This is a genomic window from Halorubrum cibi, assembly GCF_900182635.1.
Taxonomy (GTDB): Archaea; Halobacteriota; Halobacteria; order Halobacteriales; family Haloferacaceae; genus Halorubrum; species Halorubrum cibi.
Genome location: NZ_FXTD01000011.1, coordinates 91139 through 110626, shown reverse-complemented (window position 1 = coordinate 110626; position 19488 = coordinate 91139). Strand labels below are relative to the sequence as shown.

The window sequence follows — 19488 nt, the reverse complement described above, 5'->3', positions numbered from 1 at the left end:
ACACCACAGCGGGTAAGTAGCGGCCGCGAGAAGCGATCGGCATGCGACGCCGTCTCCGCGGACCGGTCGCCGCCCTCCTGGCGACGTTCGTCCCCGGCCTGGGACACGCGTTTCTGGGGCGGTTCGGTCGAGCGATCGTGTGGCACGTGACGATCCTCGGCGGGGCGCTCGCGCTGTACAGCCTCTCCGAGGTGGGACCGATCGATCCGAGCGGGTCGCTCGCGGACGTCGCGGCCGCGGTGCCGGCGAGCGTCGCCCTGCCGGTCTCGGTCCTGGTCGGCCTCTCGGCGGTGGACGCGTTCCTCGTCGCGCGCTCGGAGGCCGCGGAGACCGATCGGACCGCCGCGGCTGCGGCGGCGATCCGGCGGCACGCGGCCGAGGAGAGCGAGGACGGCGGCGGGAACGTCGCCCTCGGAGACGACGCCGCCGCCGGGACCGTCGCCGAACCGACCGGAGACGAGACCGATCCCGAGCCGACTGCCGTCGAGTGTCCCCACTGCGGACGCGAGACCGACGCCGAACTCGACTTCTGCCACTGGTGTACGGAGCCGCTGCCGTGGGCGACCGCGGAGTAGTTTCTCAACTCCGATAACTGCGCACGAACGCTCATATACGTTGACGGGAACCGTTCGGGTACGGACGCGAACGACGGACGGACAATGAGCCTGAACCCACGGAGATACGACGTGCGGGAACTGCGCTGGCTCGCGGGAACGCGGGCGGGTGCCGACGAAGCGCCTCGGGAGCGGCCGCTTCGTCGACCGAACCGGAACCGGGCCGAGCAGGCGGCTCGCTCGGCCGCGTTCCGGGAGGTCCTCCAGCGGCAACGCGGACTGCGGCGGGTCGCCGACGGGGAGCGCCCCTACCTGCGATCCGTTCCGAGCGTGCCTGAAGCGGAGCGGGAGATCGCCGACTGGCTCGGCTACCTCGTCGACGTCGGCGGTCACCTGCGGAGCCGCGACGCGCTGTCGTACTACGCCGAACTCGGGTGGATCGCCTCGGCGGTCGCGGACGCGTTGGAACGCCGGCTCGCCGGCTTCGACGCGCCCCGACGCGACCGGCCCTTCTCCCCCGCCGACCATCGGATCAGCCTCGTCTCTGTCGTCCGGATCGTCTCGTGTGCGAGTGAACAATGAGCGACGCAGACTCCACGGACACGACGGACTTCGACGAGCAGGACGCCCCGACCCCGGTCGGGGTGAAACTCGGCAGCACCCGGACGGTGCTCGACCTCCCCGACGAGCGCGGCGAGCGCGAGCGACACTCGACGCTCACCTGTCTGGCGACCTACGAGGACGCCATCACGGGCGAAGAGAAGGCGCTGTACGGCCACGACGCCGCGGTGGAGTACCCCGACTCGGTGCGCTTCATGCTCCGGTCGGGACTCCCCGAGAACGACGACGGCGTCGCCGACGCCGAGGCGTTCTTCGAGGCGGTCGTGGACGCCCACGACGTCCCCGCGGACAGCGCGGTCGTCTACGCGGTGCCGACCATCGACAACGAGGCGGGCGTCGAGAACCTCGAGGCCGTCATCGAGGGATCGAGCGTCGGCGAGGCGGCGGTCCGGAGCTTCCCCGAGTCGCTGTGCGGGGCGATCCCCGCCTACGGCGACGGGCTCGACGCGATCGACGAGGTGTTCGTCTCGGTCAACATGGGCTCGACGACCCTCGAGGCCTGTGCGTACCGCCGCGGCGAGCAGCTCTCGCCGTTCTCGACCGGCTCGGTCACGGGCAACGAGGTCGACCGCTGGATCGTCGCCGCCGTCGAGGAGGAGAGCCAGGGCCGGGTCCACATCGACCGGACCACCGCCCGCGAGTACAAGGAAGAGCACGCCGACGTGTACGACTTCGAGCCGTTCACCGACGTGGTCCAACAGCCCGGCGGCGGCAGCCACGAGTTCACCGTCGACCGCGGCGTCCGCGACCCCGTCGACCGCTACGTCGACGACGCGGTCGACGTCGTCGCCAACGAGTTCCTCCCCGAGCTCGCGAACGACCACATGAAGCCCTACCAGCTCGCGTTGGGCCGCCCGATCGCCGTCACCGGCGGGATGGCGTGTATCCCCGGGTTAGTCGAGGAGTTCGAGAAGCGGCTCTCGGCCGAGCTCGACCGCGACGTCGAGGTCGTCGCTCCCGACGACCCCGCGACCGCCGCCGCGGAGGGCGCGGCCCGCATCGCCGAGCGGCTGGTATAGAGACGGAAACCACGACCGGACGCGTTTTCGACGCAAAGCACGCTCAGCGGTGCCGGTTGAGTCACCTTCGTTCGAAGAATAGTCCCGGGCGGATTCGAACCGCCGTCAATGGCTCCAAAGGCCATTATGATTGGCCACTACACCACGGGACTGCGACCGGACGTAACCGGGCCGGACTCAAGTAGGTTACTTTCCCGGGCTCACGCGCCCTCCTCCAGCCGCTCGTAGCGCTCCTCGAAGTTCCGCCGACAGGAGCCACAACAGAAGTGATACAGCGTCCCGTCGATCCGGGCGGACTCGCCCTCGGCGGTGACGGTGTTGTCACATTCCACGCAGTCGACGGCGAGGTCGGCGTCGCCGAGCCCCGGCGACCACTCGTGACGGTCGACGACCCGAACAGAGAGGCCCGAGACCCGATCCAACCCCACCACTCGATCGACGAACCCGCGGACGTCGCCGTTGGCGGTTCGAACGAGCGCGACCACGTCGCCGTCGGCGGTCAAAACGGCGTGTTCGACCCGGTCTCGTCCCGCGACCGACTCGTAGACGTTCGGGGCCTCCGCGGGAGGGACTTCAAGGGTCACGAGCGTCGCCAATCCCTCGGAGAGTTCGTCCGCGTCGATCCGCAGAGTGAACCCCTCGATCACGCCGGTCTCGCGGAGCCGGTCGATCCGGTCCGAGACCGCCGGCGCGGAGAGGTCCACCCGGTCGGCGATGTCGCTGTAGGGTCGTCGAGCGTCCGCCAACAGCAACCGGAGGATCTCTCGATCCGTCTCGTCGAGCGTGCGCATGGGTCCCGTTCCGCCCCGGCGGACAAAAGCGTCGTGACGGGCGTCCGCGGAGTCCCGTCGAGGGAAAGCGAGTTATCGGTGGGGGACGAAGGGCGGACCATGCGAACGATCGAGATACGCGGGATGGCGTGTGGCGGGTGTGAGGACAACGTCGTCGACGCGCTCGTCGACGTCCCCGGCGTGGAATCGGCCTCGGCCGATCACGAGGCGGGAACCGCGAGCGTCGAGGGCGACGCCGACGACGACGCCCTCGCGGCGGCGATCGAGGAGGCCGGCTACGAGCCGACGATCTGATCCGTCTCGCCGACGCGTCGGGCCCCGATCACTCCTCGTCGTCCGGGGCGACGTCGACTTCGGAACCGTCCGTCGCGTCCGAACCGTCGCCGAACAGTGAACTCGTGAACAACCCCGCGTCGTCGGACCCGTCTTCGGGGTCTCCGGACCCGTCCTCGCGATCTCCGGACCCGTTCTCGCGATCTCCGGACCCGTTCTCGCGATCTCCGGACCCGTTATCTCCGTCCCCGTATTCGCTCCCGTCGGAGGCGCGCGCGTCCGCACCGAGCGGGTCGTCGACGCCGCCGAACGCGGGCGCGGGCGGCGGACGGTACGTGTAGACGAACTCGCCGGAGACGGCGTGGAACGCCCCCGTGTTCGGGTCCTCGACGACGCCGGTGTCGTTGTCGATGGCGAAATCGACCAGGTCGCGGAGGCCGTCGGCGTGCGCCTCCGGGCGGTCGTGTGCCGCCGGCGGAAGCCGGAACCGAGTGATCCACTCGTCGAACTCCGCGCGGTCGTCGCGGAACGAGAGGTACTCCCGCTCCGCCTCGTCGACGCCGAGGAGTCCTTCGTATCTGGCGTATCCCAGCCCGGCGACGCCGAGAAGCCCGACGAGCAGGGTGAGCGGACCGCCGATACCCCGGAGCGGCCCGTAGGTCCGCTCGACCGTCTCGGTGACCTGCTGTTCGTCGCCGTCGGACTGAACGCCCGGATCGGAGACGGTGTAGGTGGCCCCCTCGTGGCTGATCCCGAACCGACTCGACCCCGTGTACGTGACGTTCTCACCGTTGAGCGTGCCCGCCACCTCGACGTCGGTGAGGACGAACGTCTCCGTCTCGCCGGGGGAGGCACCGAGGTCCTCCTCGATCGCCGCGACCCGCTCGTCGATCGCCGTGCTGTTGAGCGCGAACGGCACCGAGACCGTCTCACCCGGCTCGACGTCGGTCGCGGTCGTCGAGTCGATCGGCTCGCGCTGCTCCCAGTAGACCGTCCCGCTCTCCTCGCCGCCGACGTTGCGCACGACCAACACCGACTCGAGCGTCACGTCGACGGACTCGGCCGAGTCGGCGGTGTAGCTCGTCTCGGCCGCGACGTCGAGTTCGGGGGCGACGCTCGCGAAGTACGTCTCCCGGTTCGTCAGTTCGTCGCCGATGGAGAACACGGGGCTCGGTTCGGTCACCTCCGCGCTGTGAGCGTATTCGGTCTCGACGGTCCACGCGGAGACGGTCCGCGTCTGCGTCTCCGTGCCGGGATCGACGTGCGTCGTGTAGACGAGACCGCCGCCAGCCACGACGACGAGGAGACAGACGGCGAGGAGAACGGCGAACTGTGCGTCGAGGAACGCTCTGAGCCGTAGCCGGGTCTCGTCCGGGTCGGTTCGGGAGCCACCGGGACCGACCCGCGACTCGTCGGAACCGGCGGCGCCGTCATCGAACGCGGTCGGGTCGTCGTCGGGATCGGGGGGTGTACTCATGGGGAATCACTTGTAGAGCGCACGGAGGAGTCGTCGGTGAAGCGGGGTCTTCCGTCGGGACTCGCGGCTCCGGATCCGCGCCGGCTCCCCGCGAAGCAGGAGGCGGCCGGTCAGGAGGATGCCGCCGCCGAGCAGGGCGTTGATCGCGACGAGCGGGACCCACGGGTGAACCCGATAGAGACCGTCGATGACCGCCGGCGGCAACACCGCCAGATAGCGGTGCTCGACGACGAACATCCGGTAGTAGCCCGTCTCCTCGGGCGCCGTGAGCGTCACCGTGGTCGACTCCTCGCCGCGGGGGCCGACCGCGACCCGACGTGGCTCGACCGCCACGCCTGGACTGGCCGGCTCGACGTAGGTCCGGACGGGGACGAGCCCGGCGTTCGGGATGACGTACTCCAGCTCCTGGCTCGTTCCCCGCTCGATCACGGTGGGGTTCTCGGACTCGAACTCCGCGCTGACGACGCCGTACTCCTGGGTTCCGCCGGGAACCAGCATCGCCGCGGTCGCGGTGCTCATCAACACGAGGGCGAGCACGACGAGGACGAACGTCACCGAGGTGCCGTCGTCGCGGGAGCGGTCGCGCTCCGGCCGGTCGCGGGTCCGTCCCGTCAACAGCCAGTCGGCCGCGTACGCGACGGTTGAGAGACCGAAGAGGAGGTACGCCAGGCCCTGAGTGCCCTGGAGCGACCGCATCCCGAACGTCACCGCGAGCCACGTCTGAGCGCTCTCGAGTCCCGACTGGAACGCCATGGCGACCGTCCCGAGATGGGGGATCACCACCACGCTGCCGCCGACGGTGAGCGCCTTCGCGACGATCTCCGTCTCCTGGACGACCGGCTCCCCGCCGTCCTGGTCGGTGAAGGGGTTGTTGTCGCCCTGGGTGATGTAGCCGCGTTCGGTCTCGTCGACGACGCGGTGGGTGGTCAAGCCGCCGCCCTGGATCTCCTGGGCCTCGAAGGTGACCACGTCGCCGACGCCGACCCCGCCGGCGACCGGCGCGGGGATCGCGACGAACCCGTCGCCGGGATCGAGCGTGGGCTGCATACTCCCCGTCTCGACGAAGCTCAGGAGGATCGGCTGTCCCAGGAACTGTCCGACGACGAGCGAGAGGACGACGAGGACGGCCGCGACCTGTACGCCGACCGAGAGGATTCGTCGAGGGGACATGTGTCAATCAGGAAGCAGTCGCGTTCGGTAGAACGCTATCATCGGCGCGTAATAAAGTCGCGGATCGTGTCAATCGGGCCGGAGATCGGTGGAACCCCCGAGGCGGGCCGTCCGTTCGTCGAAGACGCCGCCCGCGAGCAGGACGTATGGGCCGATGAACGCGAGGCAGAACCCGAGAAAGTGGACGTAGAGGTTGATCACGCCGCCGTCGACGCCGGGGTCGGTGGGGAATCCGACGACCGGGTACGCGACCGCGAGCGTCGCGCCGACGGCGAAGAGGTCGCCGTATCCGCGTCGGTCGATCACCCGACGCAGGCCCTCGCGAACCGAGGGGCGGCGCTCCAGCGGGGTCGACAGGATCCCACGCGCGCCGAGAAGCACCCCGCCGAGGAGGACGCCGGGGCCGACGATCCCGGTCGGATCGGCAGCGGTGGGTAGCGCGAGGACTCCGATCCAGCCGACGACGACGAGGAAGGTCGCCGGAAGCAGTCGGACCGGGGTGGACGCGGAGAGCGGGGTGCGTTCGCCGTTCGAGAGGCGCGCGTGGACGAACGCGGCGAGCAACAGCGGGAGGAGCCCCGCGAAGGCCATGTTCACGCCGGAGAAGCCGAACCCGATCGCGCGCCGCGGGACGGCGAGGTTCATCGCGGAGAGCACGAACGGAAAGGACAGGCAGAACGTCGCGAACGCGGTGAAGAAGAGCCGACGCTGCCCGCTCGTGACCGCCAGTAGGTAGCCGACGCCCGCGAGCAGCCCGTAGGCGGCGACGTTCGAGAGGAGGTGTGCGGCCTCGAGGTGGACGTAGTGGGCGGAAAACGCCGTGAGAACGGTCGGATCGTGATACGCGAACGCGAGCGATCGTCGAGTCTCCTCCGAGAGCGTGAAGGCCGCGAGGAGGACGACGGGGACGGCCGACAGGACGAGGAGGTCGGGCGGTCGGGCACGAGAGAGAAGGACCTCACGGAGCGGCGGATCCGCGACGCGAGCGCCCGAACCGATCGACCGATCCGTCACGGCGACATCCACGACATCCGAGAGTAAATCCCTGTCGCCGGAGGCGGTCAGGAGTGCGGCATCCGCCGGATCACCGCCAACCACCCGAGCAGCACGGCGAGCACTCCCGTCACGCCCGCGAGTTCCGGGAGTCCGAACCCGCCCGGCTCCTCGGTCGGCCCGTCGGCTTCGGGTGACGCGGAACCGTCGCCCGAGGTGGTCGCCGAGTCGTCGACGGACGCGCCGGGTCCGGCGTCCGAGCCGTCCGCGTCGCTCCCGTCTCCGCCGCCGATACCGGCCCGATCCCCGTCGTCGCTCGAGTCGGTCCCGTCGCCCACGAGGAGGGGTCCGGCGGAGGCGCCGTCGACCGCGAGGTCGTACGCGCCGTCGTCTTCGAAGCCGACGGGGAACGAGACCGTCGTCGACTCGCCCGGCGCGAGCGACACGGTCTCGGTGGCGAGCGTCTCCCCGTCGGCGGTGAGCGCCAGGGTTCGCTCGCCGGCCGCGCCGCCCCCGTTCTCGACGGTCGCGGTCACGGTCGTCTCGTCGCCGGCCTCGAGCGCCGCGTCGGCGAGGCTGGCGTTCCGGACCGCGATCCGGTCGGTGTGGGTCGCGACCGCGAACGTCGAGAACTCCGTCGTGCGCGCGACGAAGTGGACCCGGTCCGCGGAGAGGCCGCGCATCTCGACGACCTCCTCGTCGACGACCGCGGTCTCGCGCGGCTCCCAGTCGCCGTCGTCGCTCCGGCGGAAGACGACCACGTTCTCGGGGTCGGTGTCGCCCAAATACTCGCGGTCGATGCTGAACCGGATCGCCATCTCCTCGACCTCGGCGGGGTCGAAGTCGTACGCGAGCGCGAGGTAGCCGAGCGGAACCGGGTCCTGCGGCGTCTCAAGCGGGCCGGCCTCGGGCAGCGGCTCCGGGGTGCCGCTGGCGTTCATGCGGACGGTCCGGGTCGTGACGCCGTGGAGGTCGATCCGGTCGAGCGTGAGGTTTTCCCGGTCGATCGACATGCCGTCCGTCTCGAACTGGAGCGTGTCGTCGGGGTCGACGTCGCTCGCCTCGAGTTCGCGCGCCGACGGCACCGGGCTCTCGACGAACATCGTGGGACCGGCGTCGTCGCCGTCCTCGGCGGTGAGCGCCGCGTTCTCCGCCGACGCCGAGTCCGTGACGTTCGCGTGGATCGCGAACTCGTCGCCGCTCAGATACGTGCCCGCCTCCGCCCCGCGCGTGTCGAACCGGAGGCCGACCGAGACGGACTGATCCGGCCCTAGGGTGACGCCGTTCGATTCGTTCTCGATCGGGCCGTCGTCGGTGGTGAACGTCAGGTTCTCGCCCGCGTGTTCGATCCAGACGTCCGCCGTCTCGTCCGCGGTGTAGGTGATCGTGAACACGTCGTCGATCCGGCCGGTCGAGCCGACGTTGATACCCTCGAAGTCGGCGGAGAGGTTCGGGTTCGTCGGCGAGACGTCGACCGTGATCTCGTCGTCCTCGTTCAGGTAGGCGTACTTCCCGTTGGGGCCGTCCGCGGGCTGGATCGCCACGCGGTCGTCGGCGAGGGTGTCCGCCTCGCCGTCGAGGACCGCCGCGCCCGTCGCGAACGCGAGCGAGCCCGCGGCTACGAGGAGGACGGCGAGGATCGCGGTGCGACGTATAGGAACCATAGGATATTATTGTATCTAATATATTTTGATCAAATATTTTCTGAATTCCCCGATTACATTATTTCGGATTGTATTGTGAGTGACCCGCAAATTGAAATCATCAGGTTTCAATACCATTATATTCATTTTGGTGATCTTTTATAATACTTATCCAACAGCACGGGGTCCGATTGTGATCAACCGTAGCAACTGCGAATTCATTTAAAAATCTTCTTTTCACAACTATTCTCCGATGTACTTGAGTTTACTGTGGTTCAACTGCGTCGTTGGGGATTGAACTATCCACTGAAAATGTCAATTGATCAGGGAGATGGGTCGCCGCATTGTTCCGGAGGAAAGTACCCACACTAAGATGAGCCGCTTCTCCTTCTCCTAGAATAAACGTCGTACCGTTATCAATACGAGTTAGACTCGCTCCTGTAGTTGGCGCACTATCGGCAACCCAGACCTGGAATACATCCTCTACATTATCATCATTATCGGTGACAGAAACAGAAACATCACGATCACCATTGTTGCGGAGAACTAGCACGTTATCAAATCGAGTATCCGCATTGGCGTTAATCCCGTCTCCGCTACCATTACTATCAGAATTAAGCGTTATTTCAGCAGTCCCTCCAGATTCAGTTGCGTACTTTGATTGCGAAGTTTCGATCCCAAGGAACGCACTCGAGTCGCCCGTAACATTCACACTAACAGTACGCTGAGCGTTCATGAAGCTGAACGCCCCCGTACCCATTGCAGCTGCACTACCCGTAGCCAATGCGCCCAGACCGGCGATGAACTTGCGTCGGTTTGCCATAGTTGGTTACCTCGTTGACCGCACACGACCCGCGGGCTGTCGACGCGGGACATCCCGCGTCACCCGGGGTCGCTCTACTACACCCATGGGGCCTATCCCATATCGTTATGAATTTCCAGAAAGGGTTCGGGGCTGGACTGAAGATCGCTCGGATACCTTCCGCCCCCGCTTGAACGACGGGTCGATCGGTTCAGGACCGATCTGAAGACCACTTTCCCACCGTTCACGATCGGTCTGAAGGGCTGATCTGCGTGTTTTAATACGTAATTATTCATATAATAATCGTCGTTCGTGAGTCGTGAGACGTTCGTAATCAGATCAGATAACGACTTCATCAACCCTCTGTATCCGATAATTCCGGCTTACTTGGGTTCTCTCGTGAGCGCGTTTCGAGCCGTGAGAACCCTCACTAAATCATCACGATCCGAGGATTTATGTTGGTCGGACCATATATGTCAGACAGAAATGGCGTCGGCACAGCAGATCGACGGGGGACCCTCTGACGTCGGAGTCGACATCTCCGACGACGAGCTGTTCGACGTGCTCGCGAACCAGCGTCGGCGGTTCGCGGTGCATCTGTTGAAACGAGAGGAGGAGACGATGAAGATCGGCGAGATGGCCGAGCAGATCGCGGCGTGGGAGAACGGCGTCGAGACGGTAGAGATCACGGGAAACGAACGCAAGCGCGTGTACACCGCGCTCCAGCAGTCGCACCTGCCGAAGATGGACCGGGCCGGCGTCGTCGACTTCAACAAGAACCGCGGGGTCGTCGAGCCCACCGACGCGCTCCAGAACATCGATCTCTACATGGACGTGGTCGAGGGGAAGGAGATCCCCTGGAGCGAGTACTACATCGGCTTGTCGGGAGTTTCACTCGCGCTCGTGGCCGCGGTGTGGATCGGCGCGTGGCCCTTTTCGCTGCTTCCGAACCTCGCGTGGACGCTCGCGATCGTTGTCGCGTTCATGTTCTCCGCGGTCACGCACAAGTACTACACCGAGGAGATGAAGGTCGGAGAACTGGAGGAGCCGCCGGAGCTCCAGTGATCCAACCCGAACGACTAATACAGGCTACAGAGCCACAGATACGGAGAAATAATCAAACCCTGAAACGAATTCAAGCGCTCCGTACCATCGTTCCGGCACCGCATAACGATACGAATACAGCGTCGATCTCGACTCGAAGACGGAGGGGCTCCAGCGAATGAAACGACGACAGTTGATCCTCCTGCTCGGCGGCGCAAGCTCCGGCGCGATGACCATTGGTTCAGGCGCGTTCAGCAGCGTGAACGCCGAGCGGGGGGTCGACGTGAACGTCGTCGAGGACGAGAACGCGTATCTGGGACTGAAGCAGGTGAACGAGGTCGTTCCAGCCGATGGCGACTACGAACGGGCGGACGAAGACGAGGATTACGGACCGAACGGTGTCGTGAGGGTACAGAATCAGTTCTCCGATCCGCTTGATCTAACCGTGAACGTCGTAAAGACAGGAGGCGTCGTCGATGGAGTCACGATCGACAACGCGATCGAGAACAAAGATGACGACGAGGGACTGGGTGTCGGCGAGAAGGCTTTCATCAGCGTCGAGTGTGGGGATACTGGAACGGGATCGGTCAAGCTCTCGTTCTATGGAGAAGCTGGTGGAGCGGCCGTCGAAACGACCCAGCAGTTCGAATTTTCGTGTATCGATGTCCGATTCAACGGAGAAGGTACGGTCTTCATATATGGTAAATCGGACGACATGGAAGTACTTGTCGACGGAAACAAGGAAGAAGTTAGTTCGAAAAAAGATAAAGCAACCATCAAACGATCAAGTGAAGAGATTGAGTCAGTAACAGTCGGTGGAATAACCTACGAGCGGCCGGAAATCACAGATAGCAGCGACGATAGTGAAAACAATGGCCAAGGTCAGAGTGAAAACAATGGCCAAGGTCAGAGTGAAAACAATGGCCAAGGTCAGAGTGAAAACAATGGCCAAGGTCAGAGTGAAAACAATGGCCAAGGTCAGAGTGAAAACAATGGCCAAGGTCAGAGTGAAAACAATGGCCAAGGTCAGAGTGAAAACAATGGCCAAGGTCAGAGTGAAAACAATGGCCAAGGTCCGTAGCGTTACAGTCGACGAGGAGGAGAATTAGATTCCGCGTACGTGACCGACAACGTGTAAGACGAGACCGTCACACTGACGCGCAAACGAACCGTGCTCGTTCCCCGCCGCAAAGCGGGGCGGGCGGCGACTCCGCGGGGTCGATCCGTATCCGATGGTTTTCGAGATGCTCCGAGTGTCAAACGCGAGTTTCGCCGACTCGGTCGACGTCTTCGAACGCTACGACGATCAGGAACTCAGTTTCACCGACGCGACGACCGTCGGGCTGTGTGACCGCCACGACATCGACGCCGTATTGAGTTTCGACGACGATTTTGACGGCGTCGTGAACCGGATCGATCCGAGTACGCTGTAGCAGGCGAGTCGCTCAGCGCGTTCGAATCAGTGCTTAGTCGTCACCCGGCCGATACGCTCCCGACCGATGTTCGATGTCGTAGATCAGTAGTGTCTCGTTCTCGCGGTCCGCAGCAGCTCCCAAACGGAAGTCACCGATACGGATCTTTCCGTGCGGGACGCCGGACAACGGTTCGACGTACGCCGGCGGCTCCCGCCATTCGTCCGTCACGATCTCGTCGAGCTTCGAGACGATGCGCTGCTGTATCGCCGGATCGAGCCTCTCGAACGCCCGCGCGGCGGGCGGCCGGAACTCCCACGTCCAGTCGTCACTCGCCGTCATCGATCATCTCGAGAACGTCTTCACGGGAAACGGAGTCATGCTCCCCCTTCCGCATCGCGTACTCCTCGGCGGCGATGCTCACCAGCATGCCGCGTGACGCACCCGGGTGCTCCGTCGCGTCCCGGATCGCGTGGCGAAGGAACTCGCTTCGAGAGGTGTAGCCTTCCTCCTTCCAGACCGCGTCGATCTCCTCCAACTGCCGCTCGGTGACCCGAACGTTGATCGTCGTGGTCTCGGGGTCGTCGGAATCGACGTCGTTCGTACCCGCTTCTGACATACGTGTGTATTGCTCTCGCGGTCATATAAATCACACCCGGCCGACGGTCGATCCCGTTCTCGGTATCAGGTCGATCGGGTACTCCGACAGGCAGGCGTACACGCGAGCCCTGAAACCTATGAATACATCGTACACATAGTATACGCCACGGGCACGATCTCAACCCGCGTCCCCGAGGACCTCGAATCGGAACTCGAGGCCTACCTCGAGTCCGAGCGCCTCGACCGGAGTACGGCGGTCAGGAAACTCCTCTCGGAGGGTCTCGAGGAGTGGCGCAGGGAGCGCGCACTCGACCGGTTCGCCGACGGCGAGGTCTCGCTCACCAAGGCTGCCGAACTCACCGACCTGTCCGTCTGGGAGTTCGCACGACTCGTCGAGGAGGCCGACGCCGCGTGGGTCTCTGGTGATCACCTCGAAGCCGACCTCGAGGACCTGTGAATTGGGTCTTCGACGCGACCGCGCTGATCTACCTCGCGAAGGCGGAGCGGCTCGCGGTCGTCGAGACGCTTTCGGAACCCCGACTCGTCCCGGAGCCGGTGTACGACGAGGTGGTGACCGAGGAGATCGAGGCGGGCTACGATGACGCGCGCCGGATCGAGCAGGCCGTCGAGGGGGGACGCCTCGAGGTCGTCGAGACCGACCTCGACGACTCCGCGATCGCGACGCGACTGGATCGGCACTCGGGCTTGAGCGACGCCGACGTCGCGGTGCTGGCGTATGCCGACGCGCGCGACGCGGTCGCGGTGATGGACGAGGCGGCCGGCCGGTCGGCCGCGGAAGTCGAGGGCGTCGAGACGCGAGGGACCGCGTACGTGGTCCTCTCGGCGGTGAAATGCGGGGAGCTATCACCCGATCGGGGACGCGAGACGATCGACACGATGATCGAGCACGGGTGGTACGTCGCCCCGGACCTGTACACGAGGATCGTCCGGAAAATGGAGTCGTTCGAGTGATCGGATCGATCTACTCCTCGTTCTCACCGTCCTCGTCGTCATCACGTTCCGCCCGCAACACCTCGTCCGCGAATTCCCGGATCTGTACCTTCTCCTCGGCGCTCACGTCGACGGCCTGCGCGCTCTCGAGTTGCCCGTTCACGACCGCGTTCTGCTGTGGCCCCCACACCTCCGGCGGGTGTTCCTCGATGTACTCGGCCCACCGGATCACCTGATCGTAGCGCGGCGGTCGCTCGGGACCGTCGTCGTCGGCATCAGGCGTTCGTGAGTCGGTCATAGCGGCCCTCGACGTCGAGTCGTTCCACCCATTCTTCGAGACGAGGCTTCGAAAGCGTTTCTCCGAACACCGCGTAGAGGTGTGCGGCGTCCTCGAGATCGGTCCGCCCGCCGAGCGAGAGCTTGTACGCGATCTGAAGCTCCAACGGCCCGATCGGGATCGTTTCGTCGCCGACGTGTGCGTCGATCGCGTTCGCCAGGGAGGCATGATCGAACTCGTCGCCCGGGAACTTCACCTCCAAGTGCGGTGTCATCTCGCCGTCCGGCGCGACCCAGATGTCCGTTCCGCTCGCGAGGTTTCCGTACGTCTCCGAGAGCGGCATGGCTGGACCCCAGTATCCGTCGCGTTCGAGTTCGGCGACGAGGTCGTCGATCCGGTCCGACGAACATCGCTCGATGAACACGCCCACGTCCTCGGTAGACCGTGATCGTCCGGAGAGGATGGCCACATAGCCCGCCACGAAGACGTGGTCGATCTCGAGCCGTGAGAGGACCCGAAAGAATCCGATGGCGAGCTCGTCGAGACGATTGGGATCGCGATCGACGACGAGTCCACGGTCGGTGAGTTCGACGCCACCCATACCGGCTCGTCGAGACGAGTGCCGATAAACCTCCGTGACACCCTAGACCGTTGACGCTCCTAAGTCGATCCCGTTCAGATGCGTTTTTGTATCCGGCGGCCACACTCCGGAACATGGACGACCACTCCCACGAACCCGACCCGGAGAAGCGCGTGACCGCCCCGATGCAGGAGTTCGGGGGCCGCGAGGTCGGCATCGGCGCGGCCGTCACCCTGATCGGGCTCCTCCTCGCGTACGTGCTGCCGGCGCTTCTGATCTGACGCCGGACGAGCAAGGATTCGGTCGAGAAACGTCTTTTCGAACCTACCGCGGGTACCACGCCAGCGGGTGGTCCGCGATGAGGTCGATGCTCACCGACTGGTCGAGTTCGAACTCCTCGACGTGGTTGTGTAGGCAGTGGACCGCCTCGCCGGAGTCGAGTTCGACCCGGTAGATGAACGAGGGACCGACGTACTGTCTGGAGACGACGACGCCGTCGGCGACGCCCTCGTCGGCGGGCGTCGCCCGCAGGTCGTCGGGCCGGACGAGCACGTCGACGGGCGCGCCGTCGTAGGTCGTGTCGTACCCCTCCAGCGTGGCGGCGTTGAACCGGCCGACGCCGGTCTCGACCTGCCCCTCACGGAGGCTCCCCTCGAGGAAGGAGGCCCGCCCGAGGAAGGAGGCGACGAACTTCGACTCGGGCCGCTCGAAGACGGTCTCGGGGCGACCGACCTGCTCGATGGAGCCGTCGTTCATCACGGCGACGCGGTCGGAGATGGAGAGCGCCTCCTCCTGGTCGTGGGTGACGGAGACGGCGGTGACGCCCGCGGCCTTCAGGATGCGGCGGACCTCCTCGCGCATCTCGACGCGCAGGCGCACGTCGAGGTTCGAGAACGGCTCGTCGAGGAGGAGCACGTCCGGCTCGGGCGCGAGCGACCGGGCCAGCGCGACCCGCTGTTTCTGCCCGCCCGAGAGCTGGTCGGGCGTCTTCCCGCCGTGGTCGGTCATCTCGACGAGTTCGAGCAGCTCGTCGACGCGGGCGCTCGTCTCCGCCTCGTCGGCGTCGCTTAGCCCGAACGCGATGTTCTCGCGCACGGAGAGGTGCGGGAAGAGCGCGAAGTTCTGGAAGACGATCCCCACGTCGCGACGCTCGGGCTCGACGAAGGCGTTTCCGGCGTCCGCGTCGGCCACCGTCTCGCCTGCGAGCGCGATCGACCCCTCCGTCGGCTCCTCGAGCCCCGCGATCATCCGGAGCGTCGTGGTCTTCCCGCACCCGGACGGGCCGAGGAAGGTGAGGAGCTCGCCCGATCGGACGTCGAGTGAGACCCCGTCGACGGCTCGCTCGGGGCCGAACTCCTTCGAGACGTCCGAGAGCGTCAACACGGAATCGGCCTCGGATCCGGTCTCCTCGGTGGAGGAGCCCTCGACCGAGTCGGTCACTTGCGACCCGTCGTCACGCGGACCCGCCTCGTCCGCGACGGCCCCCTCGGTAGTCGCCGACGCGGACGACGCGCCGGGCGCGCGATCCGTCACCTGTCGTGAGTCCGTCCCTTGTGAGTGAGCCATGTGAGTTCGAACGCCGATCGAAGCGGCGTCCGGTCGTTGGGCCATGTATTTTAGGAGAACCTAAAAGCGTGTCGCTCGCGGCGGCCCGTGAGGAGGACACGAGGAGGGCGGTGACTGGAGTGTGGCTCGTCGAGCGGCGGGAGATACGCGAGACCGGGGATATCGGGCGGTTCGGGCGATTCGGACGGTTCAGGCGAGCTCGCGCTCAATCACGCCGCGGAGTTCGCGGATCGAGTCGGCGTCGACCGCGATCGACTCCCCGCCGACCGACAGCGACAGCGTCCCGTCCGCCGTCACGTCGCCGAGCCGGAACACGGGGAGGTCGCCGGCCAGATCGGCGACCGCTTCCGGGTCGGTCGTCTGGACGACGATCCGCCCGGGCGTCTCCTCGAAGGCCGCCGCGTGGTCCGGCAGCGTCACGTCCGCGCCCGCGTCGTCGTCGACGAGCTCCGCGAGTGCGACCGCGAGCCCGCCGTCGCTGACGTCGTGGCTCGCGAGGGTGGCCTCGTGGCGCGCGACCGCCGCGAGCGACGAGACGATCGCGGCGGGGTCGTCGGGTAACGCCGGAAAGCGGTCCGACCCGCCGGCCGCCGCGAGGTACGCCGAGCCGCCGAGCCCGTCGCCGGCGTGCCCCACGAGGAGGAGTTCGGAGTTCTCGGCGGCGTCGCCGTCGAGCCGGGCGGGCGGCGCGTCGTAGCCCGCGCGCGTCCCGAGCACCGCGAGCGTCGGCGTCGGCGGGATCGGCCCCTCGACGCTGTCGTTGTACAGCGAGACGTTGCCGCCGACGACGGGGGTATCGAGGGCGGCACACGCGTCCGCGAGCCCGTCGACGATCGCCTCGAAGCCGCCGTACACCTCCGGCTTCTCCGGGTTGCCGCCGTTCAGACAGTCGACCGCGGCGAGGGGGAGCGCGCCCTTCGCCGCGAGGTTCGTCGCGTTCTCCAGTGCGACCGCGCGCGCACCGTCGTAGGGCGCGACGCTCGTCCAGCGGGGGTTCGCGCCCGAGGAGAGCGCGAGCCCGACGCCGGTCGCGTCCCCGTGCCGATCGTCCTCATTCCGACCGTCCCCGCTCCCGTCGTCGACCGGCTCCGGATCGTCCGGGGTCGCGCCCGTGGCCGCCTCGCGCATCGCGACGATCGCGGCGTCGTCGCCGGGCTTCATCGCGGTCCGCGTCCCGACCTCGTGGTCGTACTGCCGGTACACCCAGCGCTTGCTGGCGGCGTTGGGGTCCGAGACGACCGCCTCGAAGGCCTCCTCGAGGTCGGGATCCGGGAGATCGCGGTCGGGCTCGGCCGGCTCCGTCGAGGGGAGGTCGTTCATCGGCGCGCCGTCCGCGAGGAACTCCGCGTCGACGTCGACCACGGTCTCGCCCTCGAACGTACAGACGTAGTTCCCCTCGGTCACCTCGCCGATGACCGAGCAGCCGAGGTCGAACCGCTCGGCGAGGTCGCGAACGCGGTCGACGTCGTCGGGGGCGACCTCGTAACACATCCGCTCTTGACTCTCCGCGAGCAGTATCTCGAGGGCGTTCATGTTCGGCTCGCGCTGATGGACCGCCTCGAGGTCGATCGCCGCGCCGAGCCCGCCTTTCGCGACGAGCTCGGAGGAGGCCCCGCCGAGGCCGGCGGCGCCGAGGTCGCGCGCGGCGACGATCAGGTCCTCGTCGACGAGCGCCTCGTTGCACTCGATCAGCCGCTTTTCGGCGTAGGGGTCGCCGACCTGGACCGCGGGCCGGTCCTCGGTCTCGGCGTCCTCGGCGAGGTCCTCGCTCGCGAAGGAGGCCCCGCCCAGCCCGTCGCGGCCGGTCGCGTTGCCGACGAGCACGAGGGCGTTGCCGGGCTCCTCGGCGGTCGCGGTGACGAGGCGGTCCTCGTTCGTGACGCCGACGCAGGCGACGTTGACGAGCGGGTTGCCCTCGTAGCCGTCGTGGAAGGCGACGCTGCCGCCGACCGTGGGGACGCCGATACAGTTGCCGTAGTGTGAGATACCCTCGACGACGCCCTCGAAGAGGTACCGTGACTCCTCGCTGCCGAAGTCGCCGAAGTACAGCGAGTCGAGCAGGGCGATCGGGTACGCGCCCATGCTCATCGTGTCGCGGACGATGCCGCCGACGCCGGTGGCCGCGCCGTCGAACGGGTCGACGTAGGAGGGGTGGTTGTGGCTCTCGATGCCGAACGTGACGTAGGTGTCGCCGTAGTCGTCGGCATCGCGCGCTCCGGCCGGCGCGTCGGCCGCCTCGGGGGTCGGCAGCGCGAGCACGGCGGCGTCGTCGCCGGGGCCGACGACGACCTGGTCGCCCTCGCTGTCGAAGGCCGACAGCAGGGGCCGCGAGGAGCGGTACGCGCAGTGTTCACTCCAGAGGTTCTCGAACAGCGCGGCCTCGGCCGCCGTCGGCTCCCGGCCGAGCTCCGCGGCGACGAGCTCGTGGTCCGGCTCGGACAGACTCATTCACTTACGTGGTTATCGAGCCGGTTCTAATGCTTTTCTATGCGCACGTTCGTGGGTATTGTCGCGATATCTTCGCGGATGACTCCGCCGAAGCGCCGGCGACGCCACCGCTTCCGGGAAGTCGCTATCGACCCCGCAACCCGAGCAGCTCCCGCGTCTCCTCGGGAGTCGCCACGGGGCGATCCAGCTCCTCCGCGATCCGCGCCGCCCGCGCGACTAGGTCCTCGTTGCTCGCGAGTTCCCCCCGCTCGTAGTACCGGTTGTCCTCCAGCCCGACCCGGACGTGCCCGCCGAGCAGCATCGACTGCGTCGTCATCGGCAACTGGTGCGGCCCGAACCCGATCACGTTGAACTCGACGCCCTCGGGCAGCGCCTCCACCCGGTTCACGAGGTTCCGCGGGTGCGGCGGCGACGTGGTCCCGCCGCCGAAGAGCAGGTTGAGGTACGGCGGCTCCTCGAACTCCTCGAGGATCGCGAGCGACTCGTTGAGGTGGCCGTCGTTGAACACCTCCAGTTCGGGTTTGATCTCCCGCTCCCGCATCTCGTCGTGGAGCGACGAGACGAGCCCGCGGGTGTTCTCCGAGGTGAGCCGCTCGTAACGGTTGAGCGGGCCCATGTCGAGCGACGCCATCTCCGGGGCGGGGTCGGTCCGGAGCGGCTCGTGACGGAGGTCGTCGGGGGCGGCGGTGCCGCCCGTCGAGTGCTGAATGACGACGTCGTCGGTCGCCTCGCGGACCGCGTCGGTCACCTCCTGAAACCGCTCGGCCGAGAACGCGCGCTCGCCGTTCTCGCGGCGCGCGTGGAGGTGGAGGACGCTCGCGCCCGCCGCCTCGCAGGCCGCCGCGGCCGCGGCGATCTCGGAGGGCGTCTCCGGGAGGCCCGGATGCGCCTCCTTCCCGTGGACGCCCCCGGTGAGCGCCGCGGTGATAACCACCGGCTTCCGGTCGAGGTACTCGGCGTAGGTCATCGCTCCTCGTTCTCGTCGATATCCACGCCCGCCTCCGCCTCAGGCGCGACGTAGAACTCGCAGTCGGCTTCCGGATCGAGCCCGTGCCGGGCGTTACAGACGTCGGCCCGCATCGGCTGGACGAACGACCCCGTGACGGTACAGAACGCGCGGGCGACCTCGAAGGATCGTCCGTCGCCCTCCTCGCGGTACTCCAGGTGCGGACACGTCTCGCTCATGTTCGGTCATCGTCAACGAGGGGCTTGAAACCACCCCTCTGAGAGGTCGCTCCGCGGATTCGGCGCTCCGACACGCCACCGA

At 66.7% G+C, this 19488-nt stretch carries 24 protein-coding genes and 1 tRNA gene; 10 read left to right on the top strand and 15 right to left on the bottom strand.

The features are described 5' to 3' along the window. The first annotated feature begins 41 nt into the window (after nucleotides 1-41). The 3 genes from FN829_RS13885 (at nucleotide 42) to FN829_RS13875 (ending at nucleotide 2194) form a co-directional block, all read left to right on the top strand. Complete coding sequence (locus FN829_RS13885; protein WP_142987558.1) at nucleotides 42-575, top strand: zinc ribbon domain-containing protein; 534 nt, start codon at nucleotides 42-44, stop codon at nucleotides 573-575. Nucleotides 576-659: 84 nt separating this feature from the next. Next, nucleotides 660-1136, top strand: a complete 477-nt coding sequence (locus FN829_RS13880) for a FlaD/FlaE family flagellar protein (RefSeq protein ID WP_142987557.1) — start codon at nucleotides 660-662, stop codon at nucleotides 1134-1136. Beyond that, nucleotides 1133-2194, top strand: coding sequence for a hypothetical protein (locus FN829_RS13875; RefSeq protein WP_142987556.1), 1062 nt, complete (start codon nucleotides 1133-1135; stop codon nucleotides 2192-2194). The genes FN829_RS13880 and FN829_RS13875 overlap by 4 nt, the downstream gene beginning before the upstream one ends. Before the next feature lie 79 nt (nucleotides 2195-2273). Here the strand turns inward: FN829_RS13875 and FN829_RS13870 are convergent. Together FN829_RS13870 and FN829_RS13865 are read right to left on the bottom strand one after the other, a co-directional pair. Next, a tRNA-Gln gene (locus FN829_RS13870) sits at nucleotides 2274-2346 on the bottom strand. A gap of 48 nt (nucleotides 2347-2394) precedes the next feature. Further along, nucleotides 2395-2985 (bottom strand): winged helix-turn-helix transcriptional regulator, encoded by a 591-nt coding sequence (locus tag FN829_RS13865; protein ID WP_142987555.1) that lies wholly within the window; start codon nucleotides 2983-2985, stop codon nucleotides 2395-2397. 99 nt (nucleotides 2986-3084) lie between these two features. Between FN829_RS13865 and FN829_RS13860 the strand changes: the two genes are divergently transcribed. Next, a complete protein-coding gene (locus tag FN829_RS13860; protein ID WP_142987554.1) occupies nucleotides 3085-3279 on the top strand; it encodes a heavy-metal-associated domain-containing protein in 195 nt (64 codons plus the stop codon). Nucleotides 3280-3307: 28 nt separating this feature from the next. Here FN829_RS13860 and FN829_RS13855 read toward each other — a convergent pair whose 3' ends face one another. From FN829_RS13855 to FN829_RS13835, 5 genes are all read right to left on the bottom strand, one after another. Then, nucleotides 3308-4735, bottom strand: coding sequence for a DUF5305 domain-containing protein (locus FN829_RS13855; RefSeq protein WP_185955770.1), 1428 nt, complete (start codon nucleotides 4733-4735; stop codon nucleotides 3308-3310). Between the two features lie 6 nt (nucleotides 4736-4741). Further along, nucleotides 4742-5905 carry a signal peptidase I gene (locus tag FN829_RS13850; RefSeq protein WP_142987553.1) on the bottom strand — a complete coding sequence of 388 codons (1164 nt, stop codon included), beginning with the start codon at nucleotides 5903-5905 and terminating at the stop codon, nucleotides 4742-4744. Nucleotides 5906-5974: 69 nt separating this feature from the next. Next, nucleotides 5975-6919 (bottom strand): hypothetical protein, encoded by a 945-nt coding sequence (locus tag FN829_RS13845; protein WP_246066540.1) that lies wholly within the window; start codon nucleotides 6917-6919, stop codon nucleotides 5975-5977. A gap of 47 nt (nucleotides 6920-6966) precedes the next feature. Further along, nucleotides 6967-8562, bottom strand: a complete 1596-nt coding sequence (locus FN829_RS13840; protein WP_142987552.1) for a CARDB domain-containing protein — start codon at nucleotides 8560-8562, stop codon at nucleotides 6967-6969. 244 nt (nucleotides 8563-8806) lie between these two features. Then, nucleotides 8807-9364: a DUF1102 domain-containing protein gene (locus FN829_RS13835; protein WP_142987551.1), complete on the bottom strand. Its 558-nt coding sequence runs from the start codon at nucleotides 9362-9364 to the stop codon at nucleotides 8807-8809. A gap of 465 nt (nucleotides 9365-9829) precedes the next feature. Here FN829_RS13835 and FN829_RS13830 point away from each other — a divergent pair, with 465 nt between their 5' ends. The 3 genes from FN829_RS13830 (at nucleotide 9830) to FN829_RS15985 (ending at nucleotide 11820) form a co-directional block, all read left to right on the top strand. After that, nucleotides 9830-10408 carry a DUF7344 domain-containing protein gene (locus FN829_RS13830; protein ID WP_142987550.1) on the top strand — a complete coding sequence of 193 codons (579 nt, stop codon included), beginning with the start codon at nucleotides 9830-9832 and terminating at the stop codon, nucleotides 10406-10408. A 157-nt stretch (nucleotides 10409-10565) separates the two neighbouring features. Further along, nucleotides 10566-11468, top strand: coding sequence for a hypothetical protein (locus FN829_RS13825; RefSeq protein ID WP_142987549.1), 903 nt, complete (start codon nucleotides 10566-10568; stop codon nucleotides 11466-11468). Nucleotides 11469-11640: 172 nt separating this feature from the next. Continuing rightward, entirely contained in the window at nucleotides 11641-11820 is a 180-nt protein-coding gene (locus FN829_RS15985; RefSeq protein WP_185955769.1) for a hypothetical protein, read from the top strand. A 33-nt stretch (nucleotides 11821-11853) separates the two neighbouring features. On the opposite strand, the gene FN829_RS13815 is transcribed toward FN829_RS15985, so the two are convergent. Further along, the gene (locus FN829_RS13815) at nucleotides 11854-12141 is read right to left on the bottom strand and encodes a type II toxin-antitoxin system RelE family toxin (RefSeq protein ID WP_142987548.1); all 288 of its coding nucleotides are present in this window, start codon (nucleotides 12139-12141) and stop codon (nucleotides 11854-11856) included. Continuing rightward, nucleotides 12128-12418, bottom strand: coding sequence for a ribbon-helix-helix domain-containing protein (locus FN829_RS13810; protein ID WP_142987547.1), 291 nt, complete (start codon nucleotides 12416-12418; stop codon nucleotides 12128-12130). Before FN829_RS13810 ends, FN829_RS13815 begins: the two co-directional genes overlap by 14 nt. Nucleotides 12419-12553: 135 nt before the next feature. Here FN829_RS13810 and FN829_RS13805 point away from each other — a divergent pair, with 135 nt between their 5' ends. Both FN829_RS13805 and FN829_RS13800 read left to right on the top strand, forming a co-directional pair. Beyond that, entirely contained in the window at nucleotides 12554-12856 is a 303-nt protein-coding gene (locus tag FN829_RS13805; protein ID WP_142987579.1) for a UPF0175 family protein, read from the top strand. Then, nucleotides 12853-13371 (top strand): DUF3368 domain-containing protein, encoded by a 519-nt coding sequence (locus FN829_RS13800; RefSeq protein ID WP_142987546.1) that lies wholly within the window; start codon nucleotides 12853-12855, stop codon nucleotides 13369-13371. The genes FN829_RS13805 and FN829_RS13800 overlap by 4 nt, the downstream gene beginning before the upstream one ends. A 10-nt stretch (nucleotides 13372-13381) precedes the next feature. Here FN829_RS13800 and FN829_RS13795 read toward each other — a convergent pair whose 3' ends face one another. Continuing rightward, nucleotides 13382-13648 (bottom strand): hypothetical protein, encoded by a 267-nt coding sequence (locus tag FN829_RS13795; RefSeq protein ID WP_142987545.1) that lies wholly within the window; start codon nucleotides 13646-13648, stop codon nucleotides 13382-13384. After that, nucleotides 13626-14228, bottom strand: a complete 603-nt coding sequence (locus tag FN829_RS13790; RefSeq protein ID WP_142987544.1) for a hypothetical protein — start codon at nucleotides 14226-14228, stop codon at nucleotides 13626-13628. The genes FN829_RS13795 and FN829_RS13790 overlap by 23 nt, the downstream gene beginning before the upstream one ends. A 113-nt stretch (nucleotides 14229-14341) precedes the next feature. On the opposite strand from FN829_RS13790, the gene FN829_RS15980 reads away from it, so the two are divergent. Then, nucleotides 14342-14488, top strand: coding sequence for a DUF7550 family protein (locus FN829_RS15980; RefSeq protein ID WP_185955768.1), 147 nt, complete (start codon nucleotides 14342-14344; stop codon nucleotides 14486-14488). A 43-nt stretch (nucleotides 14489-14531) separates the two neighbouring features. Here the strand turns inward: FN829_RS15980 and FN829_RS13785 are convergent, their stop codons facing one another. The 4 genes from FN829_RS13785 to FN829_RS13770 all read right to left on the bottom strand — a co-directional run bounded on the left by FN829_RS13785 (nucleotide 14532) and on the right by FN829_RS13770 (nucleotide 19406). Continuing rightward, the gene (locus tag FN829_RS13785; RefSeq protein WP_142987543.1) at nucleotides 14532-15773 is read right to left on the bottom strand and encodes an ABC transporter ATP-binding protein; all 1242 of its coding nucleotides are present in this window, start codon (nucleotides 15771-15773) and stop codon (nucleotides 14532-14534) included. A 189-nt stretch (nucleotides 15774-15962) separates the two neighbouring features. Next, complete coding sequence (gene purL, locus FN829_RS13780) at nucleotides 15963-18221, bottom strand: phosphoribosylformylglycinamidine synthase subunit PurL (protein ID WP_142987542.1); 2259 nt, start codon at nucleotides 18219-18221, stop codon at nucleotides 15963-15965. A 124-nt stretch (nucleotides 18222-18345) separates the two neighbouring features. Continuing rightward, on the bottom strand, nucleotides 18346-19188 hold the full coding sequence (locus FN829_RS13775; protein WP_142987541.1) for a BKACE family enzyme: 843 nt from the start codon (nucleotides 19186-19188) through the stop codon (nucleotides 18346-18348). Next, complete coding sequence (locus tag FN829_RS13770; protein ID WP_142987540.1) at nucleotides 19185-19406, bottom strand: hypothetical protein; 222 nt, start codon at nucleotides 19404-19406, stop codon at nucleotides 19185-19187. Before FN829_RS13770 ends, FN829_RS13775 begins: the two co-directional genes overlap by 4 nt. Nucleotides 19407-19488 lie beyond the last annotated feature (82 nt).